General features: G+C 63.7%; 32 protein-coding genes. 28 read left to right on the top strand and 4 right to left on the bottom strand.

Annotated features, from left to right (window positions below; all coding sequences use genetic code 11):
* Positions 1-78: 78 nt before the first annotated feature.
* Positions 79-447, bottom strand: coding sequence for a hypothetical protein (locus IE191_RS11100; protein ID WP_191324416.1), 369 nt, complete (start codon positions 445-447; stop codon positions 79-81).
* A gap of 196 nt (positions 448-643) precedes the next feature.
* On the opposite strand from IE191_RS11100, the gene IE191_RS11095 reads away from it, so the two are divergent.
* Positions 644-1,051: a protocatechuate 4,5-dioxygenase subunit alpha gene (locus IE191_RS11095; protein WP_229815253.1), complete on the top strand. Its 408-nt coding sequence runs from the start codon at positions 644-646 to the stop codon at positions 1,049-1,051.
* Entirely contained in the window at positions 1,048-1,893 is an 846-nt protein-coding gene (locus IE191_RS11090) for a class III extradiol dioxygenase family protein (protein WP_191324415.1), read from the top strand. The genes IE191_RS11095 and IE191_RS11090 overlap by 4 nt, the downstream gene beginning before the upstream one ends.
* 103 nt (positions 1,894-1,996) lie before the next feature.
* Here IE191_RS11090 and IE191_RS11085 read toward each other — a convergent pair whose 3' ends face one another.
* Both IE191_RS11085 and IE191_RS11080 read right to left on the bottom strand, forming a co-directional pair.
* The gene (locus IE191_RS11085) at positions 1,997-2,623 is read right to left on the bottom strand and encodes a response regulator (protein ID WP_191324414.1); all 627 of its coding nucleotides are present in this window, start codon (positions 2,621-2,623) and stop codon (positions 1,997-1,999) included.
* A gap of 13 nt (positions 2,624-2,636) precedes the next feature.
* Positions 2,637-4,220 (bottom strand): sensor histidine kinase, encoded by a 1,584-nt coding sequence (locus IE191_RS11080; protein WP_191324413.1) that lies wholly within the window; start codon positions 4,218-4,220, stop codon positions 2,637-2,639.
* A 316-nt stretch (positions 4,221-4,536) separates the two neighbouring features.
* On the opposite strand from IE191_RS11080, the gene IE191_RS11075 reads away from it, so the two are divergent.
* The 4 genes from IE191_RS11075 to IE191_RS11060 all read left to right on the top strand — a co-directional run bounded on the left by IE191_RS11075 (position 4,537) and on the right by IE191_RS11060 (position 6,613).
* Positions 4,537-5,085: a helix-turn-helix transcriptional regulator gene (locus IE191_RS11075; protein ID WP_191324412.1), complete on the top strand. Its 549-nt coding sequence runs from the start codon at positions 4,537-4,539 to the stop codon at positions 5,083-5,085.
* A gap of 64 nt (positions 5,086-5,149) precedes the next feature.
* Positions 5,150-5,545, top strand: coding sequence for a hypothetical protein (locus IE191_RS11070; RefSeq protein ID WP_229815252.1), 396 nt, complete (start codon positions 5,150-5,152; stop codon positions 5,543-5,545).
* A gap of 38 nt (positions 5,546-5,583) precedes the next feature.
* Entirely contained in the window at positions 5,584-6,030 is a 447-nt protein-coding gene (locus tag IE191_RS11065; RefSeq protein WP_191324411.1) for a hypothetical protein, read from the top strand.
* A gap of 37 nt (positions 6,031-6,067) precedes the next feature.
* The gene (locus IE191_RS11060) at positions 6,068-6,613 is read left to right on the top strand and encodes a MarR family winged helix-turn-helix transcriptional regulator (RefSeq protein ID WP_191324410.1); all 546 of its coding nucleotides are present in this window, start codon (positions 6,068-6,070) and stop codon (positions 6,611-6,613) included.
* 103 nt (positions 6,614-6,716) lie between these two features.
* On the opposite strand, the gene IE191_RS11055 is transcribed toward IE191_RS11060, so the two are convergent.
* Entirely contained in the window at positions 6,717-7,403 is a 687-nt protein-coding gene (locus tag IE191_RS11055; RefSeq protein WP_191324409.1) for an energy transducer TonB, read from the bottom strand.
* A gap of 584 nt (positions 7,404-7,987) precedes the next feature.
* Here IE191_RS11055 and rpsL point away from each other — a divergent pair.
* From rpsL to rplR, 22 genes are all read left to right on the top strand, one after another.
* Positions 7,988-8,359 carry a 30S ribosomal protein S12 gene (rpsL, locus tag IE191_RS11050; RefSeq protein ID WP_022675067.1) on the top strand — a complete coding sequence of 124 codons (372 nt, stop codon included), beginning with the start codon at positions 7,988-7,990 and terminating at the stop codon, positions 8,357-8,359.
* A 103-nt stretch (positions 8,360-8,462) separates the two neighbouring features.
* On the top strand, positions 8,463-8,933 hold the full coding sequence (rpsG, locus tag IE191_RS11045; RefSeq protein WP_022675066.1) for a 30S ribosomal protein S7: 471 nt from the start codon (positions 8,463-8,465) through the stop codon (positions 8,931-8,933).
* 104 nt (positions 8,934-9,037) lie between these two features.
* Positions 9,038-11,110 (top strand): elongation factor G, encoded by a 2,073-nt coding sequence (gene fusA / locus IE191_RS11040; RefSeq protein ID WP_191324408.1) that lies wholly within the window; start codon positions 9,038-9,040, stop codon positions 11,108-11,110.
* Between the two features lie 89 nt (positions 11,111-11,199).
* A complete protein-coding gene (gene tuf, locus IE191_RS11035) occupies positions 11,200-12,390 on the top strand; it encodes an elongation factor Tu (protein ID WP_168556921.1) in 1,191 nt (396 codons plus the stop codon).
* A gap of 145 nt (positions 12,391-12,535) precedes the next feature.
* Entirely contained in the window at positions 12,536-12,847 is a 312-nt protein-coding gene (gene rpsJ, locus IE191_RS11030; RefSeq protein WP_011444906.1) for a 30S ribosomal protein S10, read from the top strand.
* Between the two features lie 332 nt (positions 12,848-13,179).
* Complete coding sequence (rplC, locus tag IE191_RS11025; protein ID WP_191324407.1) at positions 13,180-13,905, top strand: 50S ribosomal protein L3; 726 nt, start codon at positions 13,180-13,182, stop codon at positions 13,903-13,905.
* 3 nt (positions 13,906-13,908) lie between these two features.
* On the top strand, positions 13,909-14,532 hold the full coding sequence (rplD, locus tag IE191_RS11020) for a 50S ribosomal protein L4 (protein WP_191324406.1): 624 nt from the start codon (positions 13,909-13,911) through the stop codon (positions 14,530-14,532).
* On the top strand, positions 14,525-14,830 hold the full coding sequence (locus IE191_RS11015; protein WP_022675061.1) for a 50S ribosomal protein L23: 306 nt from the start codon (positions 14,525-14,527) through the stop codon (positions 14,828-14,830). Before rplD ends, IE191_RS11015 begins: the two co-directional genes overlap by 8 nt.
* A 16-nt stretch (positions 14,831-14,846) precedes the next feature.
* Positions 14,847-15,683, top strand: a complete 837-nt coding sequence (gene rplB / locus IE191_RS11010) for a 50S ribosomal protein L2 (protein WP_022675060.1) — start codon at positions 14,847-14,849, stop codon at positions 15,681-15,683.
* Positions 15,684-15,689: 6 nt separating this feature from the next.
* Positions 15,690-15,968 carry a 30S ribosomal protein S19 gene (gene rpsS / locus IE191_RS11005; protein WP_022675059.1) on the top strand — a complete coding sequence of 93 codons (279 nt, stop codon included), beginning with the start codon at positions 15,690-15,692 and terminating at the stop codon, positions 15,966-15,968.
* A complete protein-coding gene (gene rplV, locus IE191_RS11000; RefSeq protein ID WP_191324405.1) occupies positions 15,968-16,345 on the top strand; it encodes a 50S ribosomal protein L22 in 378 nt (125 codons plus the stop codon). The genes rpsS and rplV overlap by 1 nt, the downstream gene beginning before the upstream one ends.
* A 3-nt stretch (positions 16,346-16,348) precedes the next feature.
* Positions 16,349-17,044 (top strand): 30S ribosomal protein S3, encoded by a 696-nt coding sequence (rpsC, locus tag IE191_RS10995; RefSeq protein ID WP_191324404.1) that lies wholly within the window; start codon positions 16,349-16,351, stop codon positions 17,042-17,044.
* Between the two features lie 22 nt (positions 17,045-17,066).
* Positions 17,067-17,501 carry a 50S ribosomal protein L16 gene (gene rplP / locus IE191_RS10990; RefSeq protein WP_110762455.1) on the top strand — a complete coding sequence of 145 codons (435 nt, stop codon included), beginning with the start codon at positions 17,067-17,069 and terminating at the stop codon, positions 17,499-17,501.
* A 9-nt stretch (positions 17,502-17,510) separates the two neighbouring features.
* Positions 17,511-17,717, top strand: a complete 207-nt coding sequence (rpmC, locus tag IE191_RS10985) for a 50S ribosomal protein L29 (protein WP_022675055.1) — start codon at positions 17,511-17,513, stop codon at positions 17,715-17,717.
* An 11-nt stretch (positions 17,718-17,728) separates the two neighbouring features.
* Entirely contained in the window at positions 17,729-17,998 is a 270-nt protein-coding gene (rpsQ, locus tag IE191_RS10980; RefSeq protein ID WP_022675054.1) for a 30S ribosomal protein S17, read from the top strand.
* Positions 17,999-18,086: 88 nt separating this feature from the next.
* A complete protein-coding gene (rplN, locus tag IE191_RS10975) occupies positions 18,087-18,455 on the top strand; it encodes a 50S ribosomal protein L14 (RefSeq protein WP_022675053.1) in 369 nt (122 codons plus the stop codon).
* The gene (gene rplX, locus IE191_RS10970) at positions 18,455-18,772 is read left to right on the top strand and encodes a 50S ribosomal protein L24 (RefSeq protein WP_191324403.1); all 318 of its coding nucleotides are present in this window, start codon (positions 18,455-18,457) and stop codon (positions 18,770-18,772) included. The genes rplN and rplX overlap by 1 nt, the downstream gene beginning before the upstream one ends.
* Positions 18,765-19,346 carry a 50S ribosomal protein L5 gene (gene rplE, locus IE191_RS10965; RefSeq protein WP_191324402.1) on the top strand — a complete coding sequence of 194 codons (582 nt, stop codon included), beginning with the start codon at positions 18,765-18,767 and terminating at the stop codon, positions 19,344-19,346. Before rplX ends, rplE begins: the two co-directional genes overlap by 8 nt.
* 28 nt (positions 19,347-19,374) lie before the next feature.
* Positions 19,375-19,680 (top strand): 30S ribosomal protein S14, encoded by a 306-nt coding sequence (rpsN, locus tag IE191_RS10960; protein ID WP_191324401.1) that lies wholly within the window; start codon positions 19,375-19,377, stop codon positions 19,678-19,680.
* 12 nt (positions 19,681-19,692) lie between these two features.
* On the top strand, positions 19,693-20,088 hold the full coding sequence (gene rpsH, locus IE191_RS10955) for a 30S ribosomal protein S8 (RefSeq protein ID WP_168556930.1): 396 nt from the start codon (positions 19,693-19,695) through the stop codon (positions 20,086-20,088).
* Positions 20,088-20,621, top strand: coding sequence for a 50S ribosomal protein L6 (gene rplF / locus IE191_RS10950; protein WP_191324400.1), 534 nt, complete (start codon positions 20,088-20,090; stop codon positions 20,619-20,621). The genes rpsH and rplF overlap by 1 nt, the downstream gene beginning before the upstream one ends.
* Entirely contained in the window at positions 20,621-20,971 is a 351-nt protein-coding gene (rplR, locus tag IE191_RS10945; RefSeq protein WP_191324399.1) for a 50S ribosomal protein L18, read from the top strand. Before rplF ends, rplR begins: the two co-directional genes overlap by 1 nt.

The raw sequence follows: 20,971 nt of genomic DNA, 5'->3' as shown, positions 1-20,971 counted from the left end.
AAAACAGTGTTAACCTGCAAAGCCCACAAAATGCAGTGCAATTTTCATTTTTCGTTAAGGTTTTTGTTTAAGATCGCCCTAACGCGAGCGCTGTGGGGAAAGCCGCAGCGCGGCTTCGATTTCCAGCAGGCTGGACAGCAAGGCGCGGTCTTCGGGCCGGAGCGCCGCGCCGCCGTGCAAGGTTGATCGGCACAGCGCCAGCAGGCTGGCTGGATGGCGGGCAAGGCCGGCACGGAAAGCGTCAAGCGTGGTTTGCGCCGTGGACGCTGGAGCCTGGCCGGGATCGATCAGGGCATCTTCCGGCGATGTTTCGGCCCGCATCCGCCAGAGCACCGCAATCGCGCGCTCCACCATGGCGCGCACGAGATCGCCCGCTGCTTCTCCCGATGCGCGAGCCTTGAGCTTCTGGCGATAACGGCGTTGCCGTTCGGCGTTGGTCAGGGCCATGTCCGTGCCTTGGCGGCGTTGCCCCCTGGTTGAAAAGCCCGGTCAGCCCCTTGCGTAACCATCCCTATGCGATCCGGCGGAGGTGGCGGGCGAGCCTTTGACGTGAGTCAAGGTGGCGGCTCCGCGCGCCGCCTAGGGTGTTGTCGTGGCCTGATCCGCGATGACCAGCATCCGGGCAGGCAAGGAGGATGCAGCGATGACCAATCCTGAAAGTATGGCGCTGCGGCGGGGGATCGCCGGCACGCTGCTGTTCGACGGCGAACTCGCCAGTCGCGGCTTCGAACTCAATGCCATGTGCTTTTCGTTCAACGACCAGGCCAATCGCGCCGCGTTCCTGGCCGACGAGGAAGGCTATTGCCGGCGCTACAACCTGACGGCCGAGCAGCGCGACGCAGTGGCGCGGCGCGATGTGCTGGGCATGATCGAGGCGGGCGGCAATGTCTATTACCTCGCCAAGCTGGCCGGCATCTTCGGGCTCAATGTCCAGGACCTGGGGGCGTTGCAGACAGGCATGAGCGTTGCGGAATTCAAGCAATACCTGCTCGACCAGGGCACGGCGGCCGGCTGCGCTCCCGAGCGACACAGCGAAGGACTGGCGGCATGAGCGCGCAGATCATCGGTGGCTATTTCAGCAGCCATGTGCCCGGCATCGGCGGCGCCATCGCGCGCGGAGACCAGAGCCAGCCCTATTGGAAACCGTTTTTCGATGGCTATCCGCCGGTGCGGCAATGGCTGGCCCAGGCCCGTCCGGATGTGGCCATCGTGTTCTACAACGATCACGGGCTCAACTTCTTCCTCGATGCCATGCCCACCTTCGCGGTGGGCGCGGCGGCGGACTATCCCAACGAGGACGAGGGCTGGGGCTTGCCCGTCTACAAGACCTTTCAAGGAGATCCGGCGCTTTCCTGGCATATCATCGAGGAACTGGTGGGCAGCGGCTTTGACGTGACGATGTGCCAAAAGATGAAGGTGGACCACGCGCTGTCGATCCCCTTCGAACTGGCCTATCCCGACGTGGCAGCCTGGCCGGTCAAGATCGTGCCGATCGCGATCAACACGGTGCAATATCCGCTACCTTCGCCGCAGCGCTGCTACGACCTGGGGCGTGCCGTGCATCGCGCGCTGCAATCGTGGCAGGACGATACCCGCGTGGTGGTTATCGGCTCGGGCGGCCTGTCGCATCAGCTCGACGGGTCGCGAGCCGGGTTCATCAACGCCGATTACGACCGCTTCTGCCTCGATCACCTGGCCAACGAGCCGGAGGCACTGCTGCGTCATTCGACCGAGGAGGTTGCAGCGATCGCCGGTACCCAAGGGGTGGAGATCGTCAACTGGATCGCGGCACGCGGCGCGCTGGGCCAGGGGCCGCAGGCCGAAGTGACCCGCAACTACCACATCCCGATCAGCAACACGGCGGCAGCTACACTGGTGCTCGCGCCGGCATGAGCCTATCCTGGTCCGGTCCGGGCGTATTGCGCGCGGACCGATCGGCCGGCGCGTCTTCCTGGGGGGGAGGGCGCGCCGGTTGCGTTTTCGGGGTGGGGACCGGTCAGTCTGTCAGGTCGTTGACTGCCATCAGCGCCAGTTCGGTGCGGTTCTCGATGCCCAGTTTCTGGTACATGGCGTGGAGATAGACCTTCACCGTGCCTTCGCCGATGTTGAGTTCGGCGCCGATATCGCGGTTGCGCATGCCGCGTGCCACCAGCCGGGCGATGCGGCGCTCGCGCGGGTTGAGCCGGTCGAGCGGGCCGGCGCCATCCGGATGCAGCGAAAGATCGAGTGCGCGTTGCAGCAGGTCGGCCGGGATGGCGCGTTCGCCCTCCTGCACCTTGTCGAGGACTTCGATCAGTTCATCGCCCGCGCCTTCCTTGGACACGATGCCTTCGACGCCAGCGCGCATCACCGCCAACAGGTTGCGGTCCGTCAGTTCTGCCGTCAACAGCACGATACGGCGCCGATCGCCGCGCGCGCGCAGGGTTTCGAGTACCTGCACACCGTTCATGCCGGGCATGTTGATGTCCAGCAGCACGATATCGGGATCATGCGTGGCGATCGCGGCCAGCGTTTCTTCCCCGCTGGCCGTGGCGGCAACCACGTGGAAGCGGCTGTCGTGCAGCACGGCGGAAACACCGGCGCGGATGAAGCCGTGATCGTCCGCCACAAGAATGGTGGTCATGCCTTCAGGCCTGTCATGCATGGATGCGCGTGGGAACCTCGATGTCGAGGCGAGCGCCCGGGCGCAGTTGGTTGTCGGAGTGTTCGGCAATATGCACCCGTCCGCCCAGGGCCGCGACGCGCTCGGTGATCGAGCGCGGCTGGCGCGATGGTCCCGCGCCGGGGAAGCCGATGCCGTTGTCGGCGATCGTGACGGTCAGCATGGTGCCGTCGTGGTCGAGAGAGATGGTCACTTCGCTGCACTGGCCATGTCGGGCCGCGTTGGCAACCGCTTCCCGCACCATTTGTCGCAATTCGTAGGCAAGGCGGATGGGAATCTGGAGCGGTCCGGAATGGGCGGAAAAGGTCACGCGGATGCGCCAGTGCGCCGCCATTTCCTCCACCAGGCTGCACAGTTCCTCGGTGATATCGCTGGAGCGGTCACCATCTTCTCCCCGGCGCAGGCGGTCGATCATCACCCGCAACTGCGCCTGCTCGCGGCGCAGCGCGTCTTTCATCGCTTCGATCTCGCCTTCCGGGTCCTTGCCGTCACGCAGACGGCGGCGCAGTGCCTCCAGGCGGAACATGGTGCCGGCCAGGAACTGGACCACGCTATCGTGCAGGTCGCGCGCCAGGGCGTTGCGCACTTCGGCCACGGCAGAGCTTTTGGCGAGCGTGGCCATTTCCTCGCGATCGAGTGCCAGGCCGATCTCGCGCACCAGCGCGCTCATCCAGGGCAGGTCGTCGACGGCCATCGACGGAATGCCCCAGACCAGCAACTGGCCCTGGCTGGAAACCGAATTGAACGTGGCGAGAATGCCTTCGTTGACGCCGCATCGCTCCGCAAGCGGCGAGGCAAAGGGGCCGCGTGCGACCGCAAGCTGGTGATCGCCTGCCATGCCGATGCGGCGGCCGCGACGCAGGTCGAACAGCGTCGGGTGCGCAGCGGCGCTCACGGCGTCGGACAGCACGCCCGGTCCTGTGCGCTCGCTGGTCAAGGCGCCATCCTGCTCGACCAGCAGGTCGATCCACGGTTCGTCGCCCCAGGCCACGGCCAGTGCCGCACCGCGCGCGCCCATCGTGATGCAGGCATGGCGCAACGCGCTAGACAGCACGCGGCTGCGCCGTGCCCCCGGTGCCCCCGACGGATCGGGCAGCGTCACCACGCGCACGCCGCGCTGGCGGCTGGCCAGCCACAGCATGAGCATCGAGACGACGATCATGCAGATCACGCCGCGCATGAAGCGCAGGGGGTTGGGGCCGGCACCATCGAATGTCAGGATCGCCGCGGGTACGATCGCCGCCAGGATCAAGCCGGCGGTTGTGGCAGCAACGCCTCTCTGCCCCCAACGCACCAGCGCCACCAGCAGCAGGAACGTGCCGAACACCAGGAACGGCCCGGTAAGCACGCCTTGTGGACGCTCCATGAAATAAATTGCCGAAGAAAAGGCTGTGAAATCAATAAATTGCGCTGTGGGTGCAAGCCGGCAATCGTACCACCAGTCGAACCAGGCGGCGGTAGTCAGGCCGATCGCCCACAGCACATAGCCACCGACCAGAACCTGGGTCAGCGCCGGATTACGCAAGGGAATGTCGGTCGAAAACAGAATCCCGGCCATGAACAGGACCGCCATCGTAAGGCGGCACAACGCCAATACCTTGCCACTGCGCCGGGCATACATGTGAAGAACCTCCAACCCTGTCGTCCTCCTTATGGCAAAAGTTATGTGGCCCCGGTCGTGGATATGCAATCGGATTGCGCGCCCGGTGGGTGTGCTTTTGCGTTAACCATTGTTACAGATCAAACCATGCCACTGACGAAGTTTGCCAGTTCATGAATATCCCTGTTCATCCGTGCCTTGTGCCAGCGACGTGTGAATGCGCGGTTCTGGGGTGGCAAGCTGACGGCGCTGTCGGTAGGATGGTTCGGGAACCATGACTATTTCGTCTCCATCCGAATCTCCGCTGGACGCCCTGACCGCCAAGCAGCGCGAGGTGCTGGACCTTTTGATTCAGCACAAGACGTCCAAGGAAATATCCCGGATCCTCGGGATCTCGCCCTATACGGTCGATCAGCGGATCCTGCTGGCGCGGGGCAAGCTGGGTGTCGCGTCACGCAACGAAGTGGCTCAGGCATATAGACTTTTGTTGGAATCTCCGGCCTCTTTGGAGCTATCCGTAAAACCCGTATATGGTTCGCCAGCGGTCGCCAACGGCAACAATCCGACGCACAAGGATCAGGAAGGTCGCGATGACCCCAATGCCTTGGCTGACGATGGCGGCGATGATGGGGATCATGCCGCCATGCCTACGGCTGCCACGGCGGCGGAAGGGTATCATCGCGTCCTTCCGGAGATGTTTGACGGGCCCTATGGGACCATGATGCGATTGGGGGCAACCGCTCTGATCGCGATGGTCCTGATCCTGACCGTTCTGGGTGGACTGACGATGTTTTCGCAGTTGTCCAGGATCGTCGATCGCTAGTCCGTCGATCGTCCTCCGCATCACAGGGGACGGCACCGCTGGTGCCGTGTGGAGGCAAATGACGATGACCAATACCAAGCAAAACCAGACCCAGACCTTTGGCGCTCGTACTCCGGCAACGATGTCGCCGGCCGTGGCGCAAATGCGGGTGACCCGCGACCTGCACGATGCCGAGGCCGCGCTCGATGAAGCGCTGATCCGCCAGGCCAACCTGCTGTCCTCGATGGTCACCGCCCGGCGTGAGGCCGGCTTGCCTCCGTTCCTGGGGCAGGATGCGCTGATGCGCCTGCTCAAGAGCCAGCAGGCCATGGTTGATGCCGGGGGAGAACTGGCGCGCGTGCATGGACGGCTGAGCACGATCGCTGTCGAAACGATGGGTGGGAACGATGCGTGTCCGAAGACGGCCACGTTGGTCGATCCGGACGCCGCAGCCGATTCGGCCGTGGCCGACGCGGCCTGAGCTTGTCGACTGCCTGGGTATGGAGGATGTGACAGCCCATGCTTTCGCTATGGCTACCCCGCATTCTCCTGGCCTTCGCCGTGGTGTTCGCGGCCCGCAAGGGCGGCGAACCGGAACAATCGGTGGCCGCGATCCTGCTCGCAACGTTCGCGCTGGACGTGGCCAACCACGCAATCTTTGGAGATCCCGCATGGTTTGCGGTGAACCCCGGTCACCTGGTGATCGATCTTTGGGCGTTTATCGTCTTGTTGTGGGTGGCCGTCCGGGCCAACCGCGCCTGGCCCCTGGCGGTCAGCGCCGCGCAGGCGCTGGTGGTCTTGGGCCATGTCGCCAAGCTTTGGGAACTGGCGATGGTGCGCAAGGCCTATTGGGTCATGACGCAGGTTCCCTTTTCACTCCAGCTTCTGGTGCTCATCTTCGGCACGGCCGCGCACATGCAGCGCTCGCGCCGTCTGGGCGACTATCACGGCTGGCGGTTGACCTGATCGCGCCGCACCCGGCCGGCGGCGTGGGGAGGGCGGCATGACAGTCCGTTCGATGCGGGCCGCGGCGCAGCGCGGCAGTGGCATGCGGAGCATGGCCTTTGGCAACGAGCCATTCATGGGTGGTACCACGCCCATGGCCGCAGCGCGTCCGGCCATTCCGGCACCGGCTCTGGCCATGGCACGGGAAATCTATGCCGGTCGCCGGCGGCGGGAGCGGTTCCTGGCAGCCGACCTATTCGGCGAGCCGACCTGGGACATCCTGCTCGACCTGTTCATCGCCGCCGCCGAAACGCGCCGTGTGCCCACGACCAGTGCATGCATCGGGGCCAATGTGCCACCAACGACGGCGCTGCGCTGGCTGCGCATCCTCGAAGCGCGGGGCCTGGTGGAGCGGGAGGATGATGGGCGCGATGGCCGCCGCACCTTCGTGTGCCTGACGGCGCGCGGTCAGGCGGCGATGATCGACCTGATGCTCAATTGGCAGACCGGCAAGGGATCGGCGGTGCAGGCCACGCAGGCAGCAGATGCCGCCGAGCCATCACGCGGGAAGCCGGCCATGCCGTTCGACCTCGTCGTGGACTGAGAAGCTGACCGAAAAGCCTGGCGCGCTGGCAAAGAGACCGGTTGCTTTCGCGGCGGGATTGCGTCGCGAAAGCAACCGGCAGGCAGGGTGAACGCGGTGCGGGCTATTCGTCCAGTTGCCAGCGGATCGAACCGAGGTAGACGCCGGTGGTGGCCGCACCAGTCTCGTCCGTGGCGATGGAGAAGCGGGCGCGGCTGCGGATGCGGGCGCAGGCCGTGGCATCGAGCAGGTCATGCCCGCTGCTGCCGGTGACCGCGCAATCCGCCACGCGCCCGTCGCGCCCGATCGTGAGGCGGAAGCGGGTCACGCCTTCCCAGCCTTCGCGCACCGCTTGGCCGGGGTAATCGTTGCGCGTCACCCAGTCTCCGGGATTGCCGCGCGGGATGGCGCGCTGCGGGGCGGCCTTGGCGCTGGGCAGTGGCTCGGGCGTGGGCAGGGTAGCCGGGCCGCCGGAAGGACTGACCAGCGGACCATCACCGATCGGCGGCAGGGTGAACGGCGCGACCGGCTCCAGCGGCGTGGCGGGGCCAAGTTTTGGAGTGAGCGGCGGCGTGGTGTCGATATGCGCTGGCGCGCTGCGCGGCGGCACTTTGGGTTCGGGCACAGGCCGGGGCGGCGGTGGCGGCACGTAGGTCCAGTCGTTGGCATCCAGTGCGTGGTGAATGACCGTGGTGATCGCGCCGCCGGCGAAGGTGGTGAGCAGCGCGGCGCCCACTCCCAGATGCAGGATGCCAACGGCAAGGCCGATGCGCAGCGAAGGACGACGGGCAGTCTGATCGACATAAGCCATGCGTTTCTCCTCTCAGCCATGGTCCGCACCGATCCTGCCAGGCATGGGGCGAGGGGCTCGGTCCGGGCATCGCCACTCTTAGCCCGACAATGCGGGGAGCGGTCTGTGCAGGCGTGATGGTATCACATGCCGTTTTGTCGCAAAGTGAAATCTCAACCATATGGGTAGAATACGCACGGGCGCTGTCTCGTCATGGGTCAGTCGGGCGGGCCAGGGGCGATGCCTGCCCAGACCTTGACGTTTTGCCGGGCGTGGCGTAGGGGCCGGCTCGTTCCAGGGGCATTTGCGTGCCTCTGGCCAGTTTGAGAGCTGAACATTGCCGGTGCGCATGGGGCTGCAAGTGGCGGATATCCGCCATGGGTGGCCCTTTTCCCTTTGGGCTCGATCCCGCCGAATCGGCGAGCGGGCCACCGGGGATGCCAGCCGTCAAAGTAACCCGGTGCCGTTGGCCTGGGTGGAGCGTTTTCGGCTCATACGATGCGTTTCGCGCCACGGCCCACGGGCTGTCCGCGCCGGCCCATTGCATGAGACGCACCTGCCTTCACCTGTTCCGGCGTTGCCACAACCAAGGTGAAGAGTACTTCATGCCTACGATCAACCAGCTGATCCGCAAGGGTCGCGTTCCGCAGAAGGCCAAGAGCAAGGTCCCTGCGATGGAGCAGAACCCGCAGAAGCGCGGTGTTTGCACCCGCGTCTACACGACCACCCCGAAGAAGCCGAACTCGGCTCTCCGCAAGGTCGCCAAGATCCGTCTGACCAACAGCCGCGAAGTCATCTCGTACATTCCCGGCGAAGGCCACAACCTGCAAGAGCACTCGGTGGTGCTTATCCGCGGCGGCCGTGTGCGCGACCTTCCCGGCGTGCGCTACCACGTGCTGCGCGGCGTGCTCGACACGCAGGGCGTGAAGGACCGCAAGCAGAGCCGTTCGAAGTACGGCGCCAAGCGTCCCAAGTAATCGTGGCCATGTGGCCGCGGGCAGGGATGCAGGCCATCCCGCCAGGCGCGCCATGCTGGATTGAGCGGCCGGTGCAAGCTGGCCCGATCAGAAGGAATTCAAGATGTCTCGTCGTCGTCGTCCGGAAAAGCGGGTGATCCTGCCCGATCCGAAGTTCGGTGATCAGGTTCTGTCGAAGTTCATGAACAACCTCATGCTCGATGGTAAGAAGTCGGTTGCCGAAAGCATCGTCTATGGCGCTCTCGACACCATGCAGACCCGTGCCAAGGCTGACCCCGTGCAGCTTTTCCACGATGCGCTCAACAACGTGAAGCCGCACATCGAAGTGCGTTCGCGCCGCGTTGGTGGTGCGACCTACCAGGTTCCCGTGGAAGTGCGCCCCGAGCGCGCCCAGGCCCTGGCGATCCGCTGGCTGATCACTGCTGCCCGCAACCGTTCGGAAACCACCATGTCGGCCCGCCTGTCGGCCGAACTGCTGGATGCCGCCAACAACCGTGGCAACGCCGTGAAGAAGCGCGAAGACACCCATCGCATGGCCGACGCCAACCGCGCGTTCAGCCACTACCGCTGGTAAGCTTCCGAAAAACTGGTCACGTGGCCGTCTTCAAACGGTCACAGCAGTAACCATATGGGGTGGGCTGGAGCAATCCGGCCCTTCCCGAACCCAAGGAACACACCATGGCCCGCAGCCATCCGCTCGAGCGTTACCGCAACATCGGTATCATGGCGCACATCGACGCCGGCAAGACGACGACGACCGAGCGCATCCTTTACTACACCGGCAAGTCCTACAAGATCGGCGAAGTGCACGACGGCGCCGCGACCATGGACTGGATGGAACAGGAACAGGAACGCGGCATCACGATCACGTCGGCCGCGACGACCTGCTTCTGGAACGACCACCGCATCAACATCATCGACACCCCCGGCCACGTCGACTTCACCATCGAAGTCGAACGTTCGCTGCGCGTGCTCGACGGTGCGGTTGCGTGCTTCGACGGCGTTGCCGGCGTGGAGCCGCAGTCGGAAACCGTGTGGCGCCAGGCTGACAAGTACGGCGTTCCGCGCATGTGCTTCATCAACAAGCTCGACCGCACCGGCGCCAACTTCAAGTACTGCGTGCAGTCGATCATCGACCGCCTCGGTGCCAAGCCCGCCGTGCTCTACATCCCCATCGGTCTCGAATCCGAGCTGAAGGGCCTGGTCGACCTGGTCAACAACCGTGCGATCATCTGGAAGGACGAATCGCTCGGCGCCGAATTCTTCTATGAAGAAATCCCGGCCGACCTGGCTGACGAAGCCGCGATCTACCGTTCGGAACTGATCGAACTCGCCGTCGAACAGGACGACGAGGCGATGGAAGCCTATCTCGAAGGCAACGAACCGGACGCCGCGACGCTCAAGAAGCTGATCCGCAAGGGTACGCTGAACCACTCGTTCGTGCCGGTGTGCTGCGGCTCGGCGTTCAAGAACAAGGGCGTGCAGCCCCTGCTCGACGCCGTCGTGGACTACCTGCCTTCGCCGCTCGACATCGAAGACGTCCAGGGCGTCAAGGTCGACAGCGACGAGAAGGACAGCCGTCCGCCCAAGGACGATGCGCCGTTCTCGGCTCTGGCGTTCAAGGTCATGAACGACCCGTTCGTGGGCTCGCTCACCTTCATCCGCATCTACTCGGGCACGCTGACCAAGGGCAGCTACCTGAACTCGGTGAAGCAGAAGAAGGAAAAGGTCGGCCGCATGCTCGAAATGCATGCCAACGACCGCAAGGACGTCGAAGAAGCTTTCGCTGGCGACATCATCGCGCTGGCCGGCATGAAGGAAACCACCACGGGCGACACGCTCTGCGCCGAACGCGCGCCGATCGTGCTTGAACGCATGGAATTCCCCGAGCCGGTGATCGAACTGTCGGTGGAGCCCAAGACCAAGGCCGACCAGGAAAAGATGGGCATCGCGCTCAATCGCCTGTCTGCCGAAGACCCCTCGTTCCGCGTCTCGACCGATCACGAATCGGGCCAGACGATCATCAAGGGCATGGGCGAACTGCACCTCGACATCATCGTCGATCGCATGCGTCGCGAATTCAAGGTGGAAGCCAACGTGGGCGCGCCCCAGGTGGCCTACCGCGAATACCTCGCCAAGCCGGTGGACCTCGACTACACGCACAAGAAGCAGTCGGGTGGTACCGGTCAGTTCGGTCGCGTGAAGGTCAAGATCACGCCGGGCGAACGCGGTTCGGGCATCATCTTCAAGGATGAGATCAAGGGCGGTAACATTCCCAAGGAATATATCCCCGCGATCGAAAAGGGCATGCGCGAAACGGCGGCCACTGGCTCGCTGGTCGGCTTCCCGATCATCGACTTCGAAATCCTGCTCTACGACGGTGCGTACCACGACGTCGACTCGTCGGCCCTGGCCTTCGAAATCGCCGGTCGCGGTGCCATGCGTGAAGCGGCCCAGAAGTCGGGCATCAAGCTGCTCGAGCCGATCATGAGCGTCGAAGTGGTCACCCCTGAGGAATTCATGGGTGACGTGATCGGCGACTTGAACTCGCGTCGTGGCCAGATCCAGGGTACCGACAGCCGGGGCAATGCCCAGGTCGTCGAAGCCATGGTGCCGCTCGCGAACATGTTCGGCTACGTGAACCAGCTGCGTTCTTTCACGCAGGGTCGCGCGCAGTACACCATGCAGTTCTCTCACTATGACGAAGTTCCGGCGAATGTCGCGGCTGAGGTCAAGGAGAAGCTTGCCTGATCACTCTGATCAGGCTAGGGGCGGCGCCTGATTCCGTCGGGTGCCGTACCCCGCAGAATTCACAGACAAGCGAATAGAAGGTTTGAACAATGGCCAAGGCTAAGTTTGAGCGGAACAAGCCGCACTGCAACATCGGCACCATCGGTCACGTTGACCATGGCAAGACCACGCTGACCGCAGCGATCACCAAGGTCCTGTCGGAAACCGGCGGCGCCCAGTTCACCGATTATGCCAACATCGACAAGGCTCCCGAAGAGCGCGAGCGCGGCATCACCATCTCGACTGCCCACGTCGAGTACGAAACCGCCAACCGTCACTACGCGCACGTCGACTGCCCGGGTCACGCTGACTATGTGAAGAACATGATCACCGGTGCGGCCCAGATGGACGGCGCCATCCTCGTGGTGAACGCTGCTGACGGCCCGATGCCGCAGACCCGCGAACACATCCTGCTCGCCCGCCAGGTCGGCGTGCCGGCTCTGGTCGTGTACATGAACAAGGTCGACCAGGTCGACGACGAGGAAATCCTCGAGCTCGTCGAACTCGAAGTTCGCGAACTGCTCTCGTCGTACGACTTCCCGGGCGACGATATTCCGATCGTCAAGGGTTCGGCTCTGGCCGCTCTCGAAGGTCGCGACGACGCCATCGGCAAGAACTCGATCAACGCGCTGATGGAAGCTGTCGACAGCTACATCCCGCAGCCGCCGCGCCCGACCGACAAGCCCTTCCTGATGCCCGTCGAAGACGTGTTCTCGATCTCGGGTCGTGGTACGGTTGTGACCGGCCGCGTCGAAACCGGCATCGTCAAGGTGGGTGAAGAAGTCGAAATCATCGGCCTCAAGGACACCCAGAAGACCACCGTCACCGGCGTGGAAATGTTCCGCAAGCTGCTCGACCAGGGCGAAGCTGGCGACAACATCGGCGCCCTGATCCGTGGCATCAAGCGTGAAGAAGTCGAGCGTGGCCAGGTTCTCGCCAAGCCCGGTTCGGTGACCCCGCACACCGAATTCTCGGCCGAAGTCTACGTGCTGTCGAAGGACGAAGGTGGCCGTCACACGCCGTTCTTCGCCAACTACCGCCCGCAGTTCTACTTCCGCACCACCGACGTGACCGGTGAAGTGGTTCTCCCCGAAGGCACCGAAATGGTGATGCCGGGCGACAACCTCACCCTGTCGGTCAAGCTGATCGCGCCGATCGCCATGGACGAAGGTCTCCGCTTTGCAATTCGCGAAGGCGGCCGGACCGTCGGTTCTGGGGTTGTCAGCAAGATCACGAAGTAATATAGGCGCCGCACCGGCGGGAGATTCGCTCTCCCGCCGGACGGTATTTTGATCAGTCGTCCCGCTTTCTCCCCATCCATCGGGAGGGGATCAGAGGGTAGGGCGGCTGGTTTTTGTTTTCGCTCTTTCGCATCGGTAAACGGACATGGAAGCCCAGAACATCCGCATTCGCCTCAAGGCCTTCGATCATCGCGTACTGGACCAGGCCACTGGTGAAATCGCGGACACCGCCCGCCGCACCGGCGCTCTGATTCGTGGTCCCATTCCGCTGCCGACCCGCATCGAGAAGTTCTGCGTCAACCGCGGTCCGCACATCGACAAGAAGTCGCGCGAACAGTTTGAAGTCCGCACCTACAAGCGCCTGCTTGACATCGTGCAGCCCAACGCTGCCACCGTCGACGCGCTGATGAAGCTGGACCTCGCTGCTGGCGTGAACGTCGAGATCAAGCTGGCCTGATGCCAGCGCCCTGGCCCCGCTCCCACGTGTGTGGCGGGCAGGGCGGCCCGACCGAGCCTCATCGGTTTCCAGTTTTGGGTCACTTGTGATCCATCACCATCTCTTCCGGCCCTGAGGCCGGCTTGGCGGAAAATCCGTTCTGCCGCGACAAAAGGGATACCTCCGGCCTCTTGCCACTTGCCTTTTGGCATGGCGTCAGGGTCGGGAAAGCGTCCCCCGTTCGCTCCTGTTCAGGCAGGGGCACTCAGCCCGGACGGGGCATGCTTCTTATACGGGCTGAACACGCCTTTGGGGGATGGGCCCTCGAAGGCCTCTGTGAGGAGTATGAGATCATGCGCACCGGCGTGATCGCGAAGAAGGTGGGTATGACCCGCCTGTTCCAGGAAGATGGTCGGCACGTGCCGGTCACCGTCCTTTCGCTTGAAGATTGCCAGGTGGTTTCGGTCCGCACTGCCGAACGTGACGGTTACGTCGCGCTTCAGCTCGGTGCTGGCGAAGCCAAGCAGAAGAACGTTGCCAAGCCGCAGCGCGAACACTTCGCCAAGGCCGAAGTTCCGCTGAAGATGCAGGTCGCCGAGTTCCGCGTCGCCGATGACGCGCTGCTCGATGTCGGTGCCAGCATCGCCGCTTCGCACTTCGTCGCTGGCCAGTATGTTGACATCACCGGTCACACCCAGGGTAAGGGCTTTGCCGGCGCCATGAAGCGCTGGGGCTTCGGCGGTATGCGCGCCACCCACGGTGTGTCGATCTCGCACCGTGCCCACGGTTCGACCGGTAACCGTCAGGATCCGGGTCGCGTCTTCAAGAACAAGAAGATGGCTGGTCACATGGGTGACCGTCAGCGCACCCAGCAGAACCTGGAAATCGTTCGCACCGACGATGCGCGCGGCCTGATCTTCGTCAAGGGCTCGGTCCCGGGCGCGAAGAACGGCTGGCTGCTGGTTCGTGACGCGGTCAAGGTCGCTCGCCACGCTGAAGCGCCCTATCCCGCCGGCCTCAAGGCCGCCAACACCAACGAACAGGCCGCTCCCGAAGCCGCCGCTGGCCAGGAGGGCTAAGTCGTGAAGGTTCAAGTCCTCAATCTCGACGGTTCGGCCGCCGGCGACGTGGAACTCGCAGATGACGTGTTCGGTCTCGAACCGCGCGCCGACATCCTGCACCGCGTTGTGACCTGGCAGCTCGAAAACCGTCGCGGCACGGCCCGTGGCGCTCGCGAGCGTTCGGACGTTGCCCGCACCGGCAAGAAGTTCGGCCGCCAGAAGGGTGGTGGTACCGCTCGTCACGGCGACCGCAAGGCCCCGATCTTCATCGGCGGTGGCAAGGCCCATGGCCCGCGCGTTCGTGATTTCAGCGTTTCGCTGAACAAGAAGGTGCGTGCGCTCGGTCTCAAGATGGCGCTCTCGTCCAAGGCCCAGAACGGCCTGGTCGTGGTCGACAGCCTGGAACTGACCGATGCCAAGACCAAGGCTCTGGCCGGCACGCTGGCCAAGGCCGGCTTCGGCAAGAAGGTGCTCGTCGTGGACGGTGAGCAGGTCAACGAGGGCTTCGCCCGCGCGGCCCGCAACATCGTTGGCGTGAACGTCCTCCCCGCGATCGGCGCCAACGTCTACGACATCCTGAAGCATGATACGCTGGTGCTGACGCGCGCCGCGGTCGAGAAGCTGGAGGCGCGTTTCAATGGCTAAGGACGCAATCGACACGCGTCACTATGACGTGATCGTGGCTCCCCACATCACCGAAAAGGCGACGCTTCTGAGCGAAAACAATGCCGTGGTCTTCAAGGTTGCCGAAAAGGCGACCAAGCCGGAGATCAAGGCGGCGGTGGAAGCCCTCTTCAACGTCACGGTCACCAAGGTGAACACGCTGACCCAGAAGGGCAAGACCAAGCGCTGGAAGGGCAAGCCCTACAAGCGCACCGACGTCAAGAAGGCCGTCGTGACCCTGGCCGCTGGCCAGTCGATCGACGTGACCAGCGGTATCTGAGGCGAAGGCACAGACCATGGCACTCAAGAGCTATAACCCGACCAGCCCCGCCCGTCGCGGCCTGGTCCTCGTCGACAAGTCGGCGCTCTGGAAGGGCAAGCCCGTCAAGGCTTTGACCGAAGGCAAGAGCAAGACCGGCGGCCGTAACAACAAGGGCCACGTGACCAGCCGCGGTATCGCGGGCGGCCACAAGCAGAAGTACCGCTTCATCGACTTCAAGCGTCGCAAGTGGGACATGCCGGCCACTGTGGAACGTCTGGAATACGATCCCAACCGCACCGCGTTCATCGCCCTCGTCACGTACGAAGACGGTGAGCAGGCCTACATCCTGGCGCCGCAGCGCCTGGCCGTGGGCGACGTGGTGGTTGCCGGTGAAAAGACCGACGTGAAGCCGGGCAATGCGATGCTCCTGTCGCAGATGCCGGTTGGTACCATCATCCACAACGTGGAAATGAAGCCGGGCAAGGGCGGTCAGATCGCCCGTTCGGCCGGTACCTACGTCCAGCTCGTCGGTCGCGACCGCGGCATGGTGATCGTTCGCCTGAACTCGGGCGAGCAGCGCTATCTGCGTGGCGACTGCATGGGCACCGTCGGCGCCGTGTCGAACCCCGACAACTCGAACCAGAATCTTGCCAAGGCCGGTCGTAACCGCTGGCTTGGCCGTCGTCCGTTGACGCGCGGTGTGGCAAAGAACCCGGTCGACCACCCGCACGGTGGTGGTGAAGGCCGCACCTCGGGCGGCCGTCATCCGGTCACTCCGTGGGGCAAGCCGACCAAGGGCGCCCGCACCCGTCACAACAAGAAGACGGACAAGTTCATCATTCGTTCGCGCCACGCGAAGAAGAAGAGGTAAGACCCCATGGCACGTTCCGTCTGGAAGGGCCCCTTCGTCGACCTGCACCTCCTGAAGAAGGCCGAAGTGGCCCAGGATGCTGGCAGCCGCGCTGGCCCGATCAAGACCTGGTCGCGTCGTTCGACCATCATTCCGCAGTTCGTTGGTCTGACGTTCAACGTCTACAACGGGCAGAAGTTTATCCCCGTCTCCGTGAGCGAAGAGATGGTCGGCCACAAGCTTGGCGAATTTGCGCCCACGCGCAACTTCCCCGGCCACGCCGCTGACAAGAAGGGCAAGCGCTGATGAGCAAGCAAGCAGCCCCCCGCCGCGTCGGTGAAAAGGAAGCTCTGGCCGTCAACACGAACATTCGTGGTTCGGCCCAGAAGCTCAACCTGGTCGCCGCTCTGATCCGTGGCATGAAGGCCGAAGACGCCCTCAACGTCCTGGCCTTCTCCAAGAAGGCGATGGCGGTTGATGCCCGCAAGGTGCTCGCTTCGGCGATTGCCAACGCGGAAAACAACCACAACCTGGACGTCGACGCGCTGGTCGTGGCGGAAGCCTCGGTCGGCAAGTCGATCACGATGAAGCGCTTCCACACCCGTGGTCGTGGCAAGTCGACCCGCATCCTGAAGCCGTTCTCGCGGCTTCGGATCGTCGTCCGTGAAGTCGAGGAGGCCTGATCCATGGGTCACAAGTCGAACCCCATCGGTCTGCGTCTGCAGATCAACCGCACCTGGGACAGCCGCTGGTACGCCGAAGGCCGTAACTACCAGCAACTGCTGAAGGAAGACCTTCAGATCCGCAAGTTCATCGTCGAGAGCCTGCCGCAGGCAGCGATCTCGAAGGTGGTCATCGAGCGTCCGGCCAAGCTGTGCCGCATCTCGATCTACGCGGCCCGTCCCGGTGTGATCATCGGCAAGAAGGGCGCGGACATCGAAAAGCTCCGCGCCAAGCTTGCCAAGCTGACCAACAGCGACGTGAAGCTGAACATCGTTGAAATCCGCAAGCCGGAAATCGATGCCAAGCTCGTTGCCCAGGGCATTGCCGACCAGCTCGTCCGTCGCGTGGCGTTCCGCCGTGCGATGAAGCGCGCCGTGCAGTCGGCCCTGCGTCTTGGTGCCGAAGGCATCAAGATCACCTGCGGCGGCCGTCTCGGCGGGGCGGAAATCGCCCGCGTCGAATGGTACCGTGAAGGTCGCGTTCCGCTGCACACCCTGCGTGCGAACATCGACTACGCCGAAGCCGAAGCCCACACCGCCTACGGCGTGATCGGCATCAAGACCTGGATCTTCAAGGGCGAGATCCTGGGTCATGACCCGCTGGCGCAGGATCGCCTGATGCTGGAGGCACAGACCTCCGGTGTCCGTCCGGCGCGCTGAGGCTTGAGGATAGGCTAGCACCATGCTGCAACCCAAGAAGACCAAGTTCCGCAAGGCGTTCAAGGGCCGTCTCCACGGCAACGCCAAGGGCGGTACCGACCTCAACTTCGGCTCCTACGGCCTCAAGGCCCTGGAACCGGAGCGGGTCACCGCTCGTCAGATCGAAGCGGCTCGCCGTGCGATCACCCGCCACATCAAGCGCCAGGGCCGTCTCTGGATCCGCATTTTCCCCGACCTTCCGGTGACCAAGAAGCCGGCCGAAGTCCGCCAGGGCAAGGGCAAGGGTTCGGTGGAATACTGGGCCGCCCGCGTGAAGCCCGGCAAGATCCTGTTCGAGCTTGACGGCGTCGCCGGCCCCCTGGCCGCCGAAGCCTTCAGCCGCGCGGCGATGAAGCTGCCGATCAAGACCAAGGTCGTTGCTCGCCTCGGCGACACTTCGCACCTTGGTGGCGAATAAGGAGTAGGAATGATGGCTAAGTTCGAAGACCTCCGCGTCAAGAGCGACGACCAGCTTACTGCTGACCTCGCCGAGCTGAAGCGCGAACAGTTCAACCTGCGTTTCCAGGCGGCCACGAGCCAGCTGGAGCGTCCGGCGCGCATCAAGGAAGTGCGCCGCGACATCGCGCGGATCAAGACTCTGCAGGGCGAGCGCGCTCGCACTGCGAAGGCTTAAGGAGACACACGATGCCCAAGCGTATCCTTATCGGGACCGTGGTTTCCGACAAGACCGACAAGACCGTGGTCGTGAAGGTCGAGCGCAAGGTGAAGCACCCGCTCTACGGGAAGATCATCCGCCGCTCGAAGAAGTATCACGCCCACGACGAGGCGAATGCCTTCAAGACCGGCGAAACGGTGCGGATCGAAGAGACCTCGCCCTACTCCAAGCTCAAGACCTGGAAGGTTATCGACCGGGTTCTGGCTGGGAAGACCGCCGCGATCGAAGCGGACGTTTGACAAAACGTCCGTTCTCGGTCTTAGGGAGCGTCACGTTTTTGGAACTGCCGGACTGGTTCCGGCAAGCCAGTGAGAAGGAACCGGATCAATGATCCAGATGCAATCCAATCTCGACGTCGCGGACAACAGCGGCGCCAAGCGCGTCCAGTGCATCAAGGTGCTGGGCGGGTCGAAGCGTCGTACCGCAAGCGTCGGCGACATCATCGTGGTGTCGGTGAAGGAGGCGCAGCCCCGCGCCCGTGTCAAGAAGGGCGACGTCCATCGCGCGGTGATCGTGCGCACCAAGAAGGACGTGCGTCGTCCCGATGGCAGCGTCATCCGCTTTGACGGCAACGCTGCCGTGCTCGTCGGCAAGAACGAAGAGCCCATCGGCACCCGTATCTTCGGCCCCGTGGTGCGCGAACTGCGCGGCAAGGGCTTCATGAAGATCATCTCGCTTGCCCCGGAGGTGCTGTAATGGCTGCCGCCAAGATCAAGAAGGGCGATAACGTCGTCGTTCGTTCGGGCAAGGACAAGGGCCGCACCGGCACCGTCCTCCAGGTTCTTCCCAAGGAAGACAAGGTCGTCGTGGCCGGCGTGAACATCGCCGCCCGTCACCGCAAGCCCAGCCAGCAGAACCCGCAGGGTGGCATCGATCGCTTCGAGGCGCCGCTGCACATCTCGAAGGTTGCCGTGGCTGACAAGGATGGCAAGGCCACCCGCGTCCGCTTCGAAACCCGCGATGGCAAGAAGGTCCGCGTGGCCGTCAAGTCCGGGGAGGCCATCGATGGCTGACAAGTACACTCCGCGCCTCAAGGGCAAGTACGACGCCGAGATCGCTGCCGCGATGAAGGCGAAGTTCGGCTACAAGAACGACCTGGAAATTCCGCGGATCGAAAAGATCACGCTGAACATGGGCGTTGGCGAAGCGAGCCAGGACAAGAAGAAGGTCCAGACCGCCGCTGCCGAAATGGAGCTGATCGCTGGCCAGAAGCCCGTGATCACCAAGGCCAAGAAGTCGATCGCGCAGTTCAAGCTGCGCGAAGGCATGCCGATCGGTTGCAAGGTCACCCTGCGCCGTGAACGCATGTACGAATTCCTGGACCGCCTGATCACCATCGCGATGCCCCGCATCCGCGACTTCCGGGGCCTGAACCCGAAGTCGTTCGACGGCCGTGGCAACTATGCGATGGGTCTCAAGGAACAGATCATTTTTCCTGAGATCAGCTACGACCAGATCGACAAGGTGCGCGGCCTCGACATCATCGTGACCACCACCGCCAAGACCGACGACGAGGCACGTGAACTGCTTCGCCTGTTCGGTTTCCCGTTCCCGCAGGAAGCCGCCGAACAGGCGCAGGCCGCCTGAAGCCAGTCATAGGAAAGAGCTTAAGTCCATGGCGAAACTGAGTTCGATCAACAAGAACGAGCGTCGCAAGAAGCTCGTTGAAAAGTTTGCGGCCAAGTACGCCGCGCTCAAGGCCCAGGCCGACGACGAATCGCTCGACGAAACCGAGCGCCTCATCGCCCGTCTGAAGATGGCCGAGCTGCCGCGTAACGCGAATCCCACGCGTGTCCGCAACCGTTGCAACACCACCGGCCGCCCGCGTGGCTACTACCGCAAGTTCGGCCTCTGCCGCGTCGAACTGCGCGATCTCGCCAACAAGGGGCTCATCCCCGGCGTGACGAAGTCGAGCTGGTAAGGAGCCTCAACGATGGCATTGACCGACCCCCTGGGTGATATGCTCACCCGCATCCGCAACGGCCAGCAGGCGAAGAAGGACTCGGTCCTCTCGCCCGCTTCCAAGCTGCGTGCGCACGTCCTCGAAGTTCTCCAGCGCGAAGGCTACATCCGTGGCTTCAGCGAAGACGCCACCGGCGCTCATCCGCAGCTTCGCATCGAACTGAAGTACTTCGAAGGCCAGCCCGCGATCAAGCATGTGGCCCGCGTCTCCAAGCCTGGCCGCCGCGTCTACTCGGGTTCCAAGGAACTCCCGGTGGTGCGCAACGGCCTTGGCATCACCATCGTCTCGACGCCCAAGGGCGTGCTTTCGGATGCCGAAGCGCGCGCTGCCAACGTCGGTGGCGAAGTGCTGGCGGAGGTGTTCTGATGAGCCGCATCGGCAAGAAGCCGGTGGCGATCCCGAGTGGCGTCACCGCTGACATCGCGAACGGCGTGCTGACCGTGAAGGGCCCCAAGGGCACTCTCACGCTCACCCTCGCCGACGAGATCAACTACGCCGTCGAAGACGGTGCGATCTCGGTGCAGCCTGCCAACGACACCAAGCGCGCTCGCGCGTTCTGGGGCATGCAGCGCACGCTCGTCTCCAACCTCGTCACCGGCGTGACGGAAGGCTATACCAAGGTCCTTCTGATCACCGGCGTCGGCTACCGCGCCAATGCTCAGGGCAAGAACCTGAAGCTCCAGCTCGGCTACAGCCACGACGTCGATTTCGCCGTGCCGGAAGGCATCGAGATCAAGACCCCGGATAACACCACGGTCGAAATCTCGGGTATCGACAAGCAGAAGGTCGGCCAGGTTGCGGCCGAAATTCGCCGCTGGCGCAAGCCCGAACCCTACAAGGGCAAGGGTATCAAGTACCGTGGCGAGTTCATCTTCCGCAAGGAAGGGAAGAAGAAGTAATGGCCAAGCTGTCTCTCTTCGATCGCCGCCGCCGCCGCGTCCGCACTGCTCTCAAGGCACGTGCCGGCGGCCGCCCGCGTCTCTCCGTGCACCGCACGGGCCGTCACATCTACGCGCAGATCATCGACGATGCTGCCGGCCGTACCCTGGCCGCCGCTTCGTCGCTGGTGAAGGGCGAGAAGTCGATCGGCGCCAACATCGACGCCGCTGCCCTGGTGGGCAAGCAGATCGCCGAACGGGCCAAGGAAGCCGGTGTCACCACCGTCGTCTTCGACCGTGGCGGTTACCTGTTCCATGGCCGCGTCAAGGCGCTGGCTGATGCTGCCCGCGAAGGCGGCCTGGAGTTCTGA

The organism is Novosphingobium pokkalii, assembly GCF_014652855.1.
Taxonomy (GTDB): domain Bacteria; phylum Pseudomonadota; class Alphaproteobacteria; order Sphingomonadales; family Sphingomonadaceae; genus Novosphingobium; species Novosphingobium pokkalii.
Note: the sequence above shows the minus strand (reverse complement) of the source record. Positions and strands in the feature narration are given on the sequence as shown.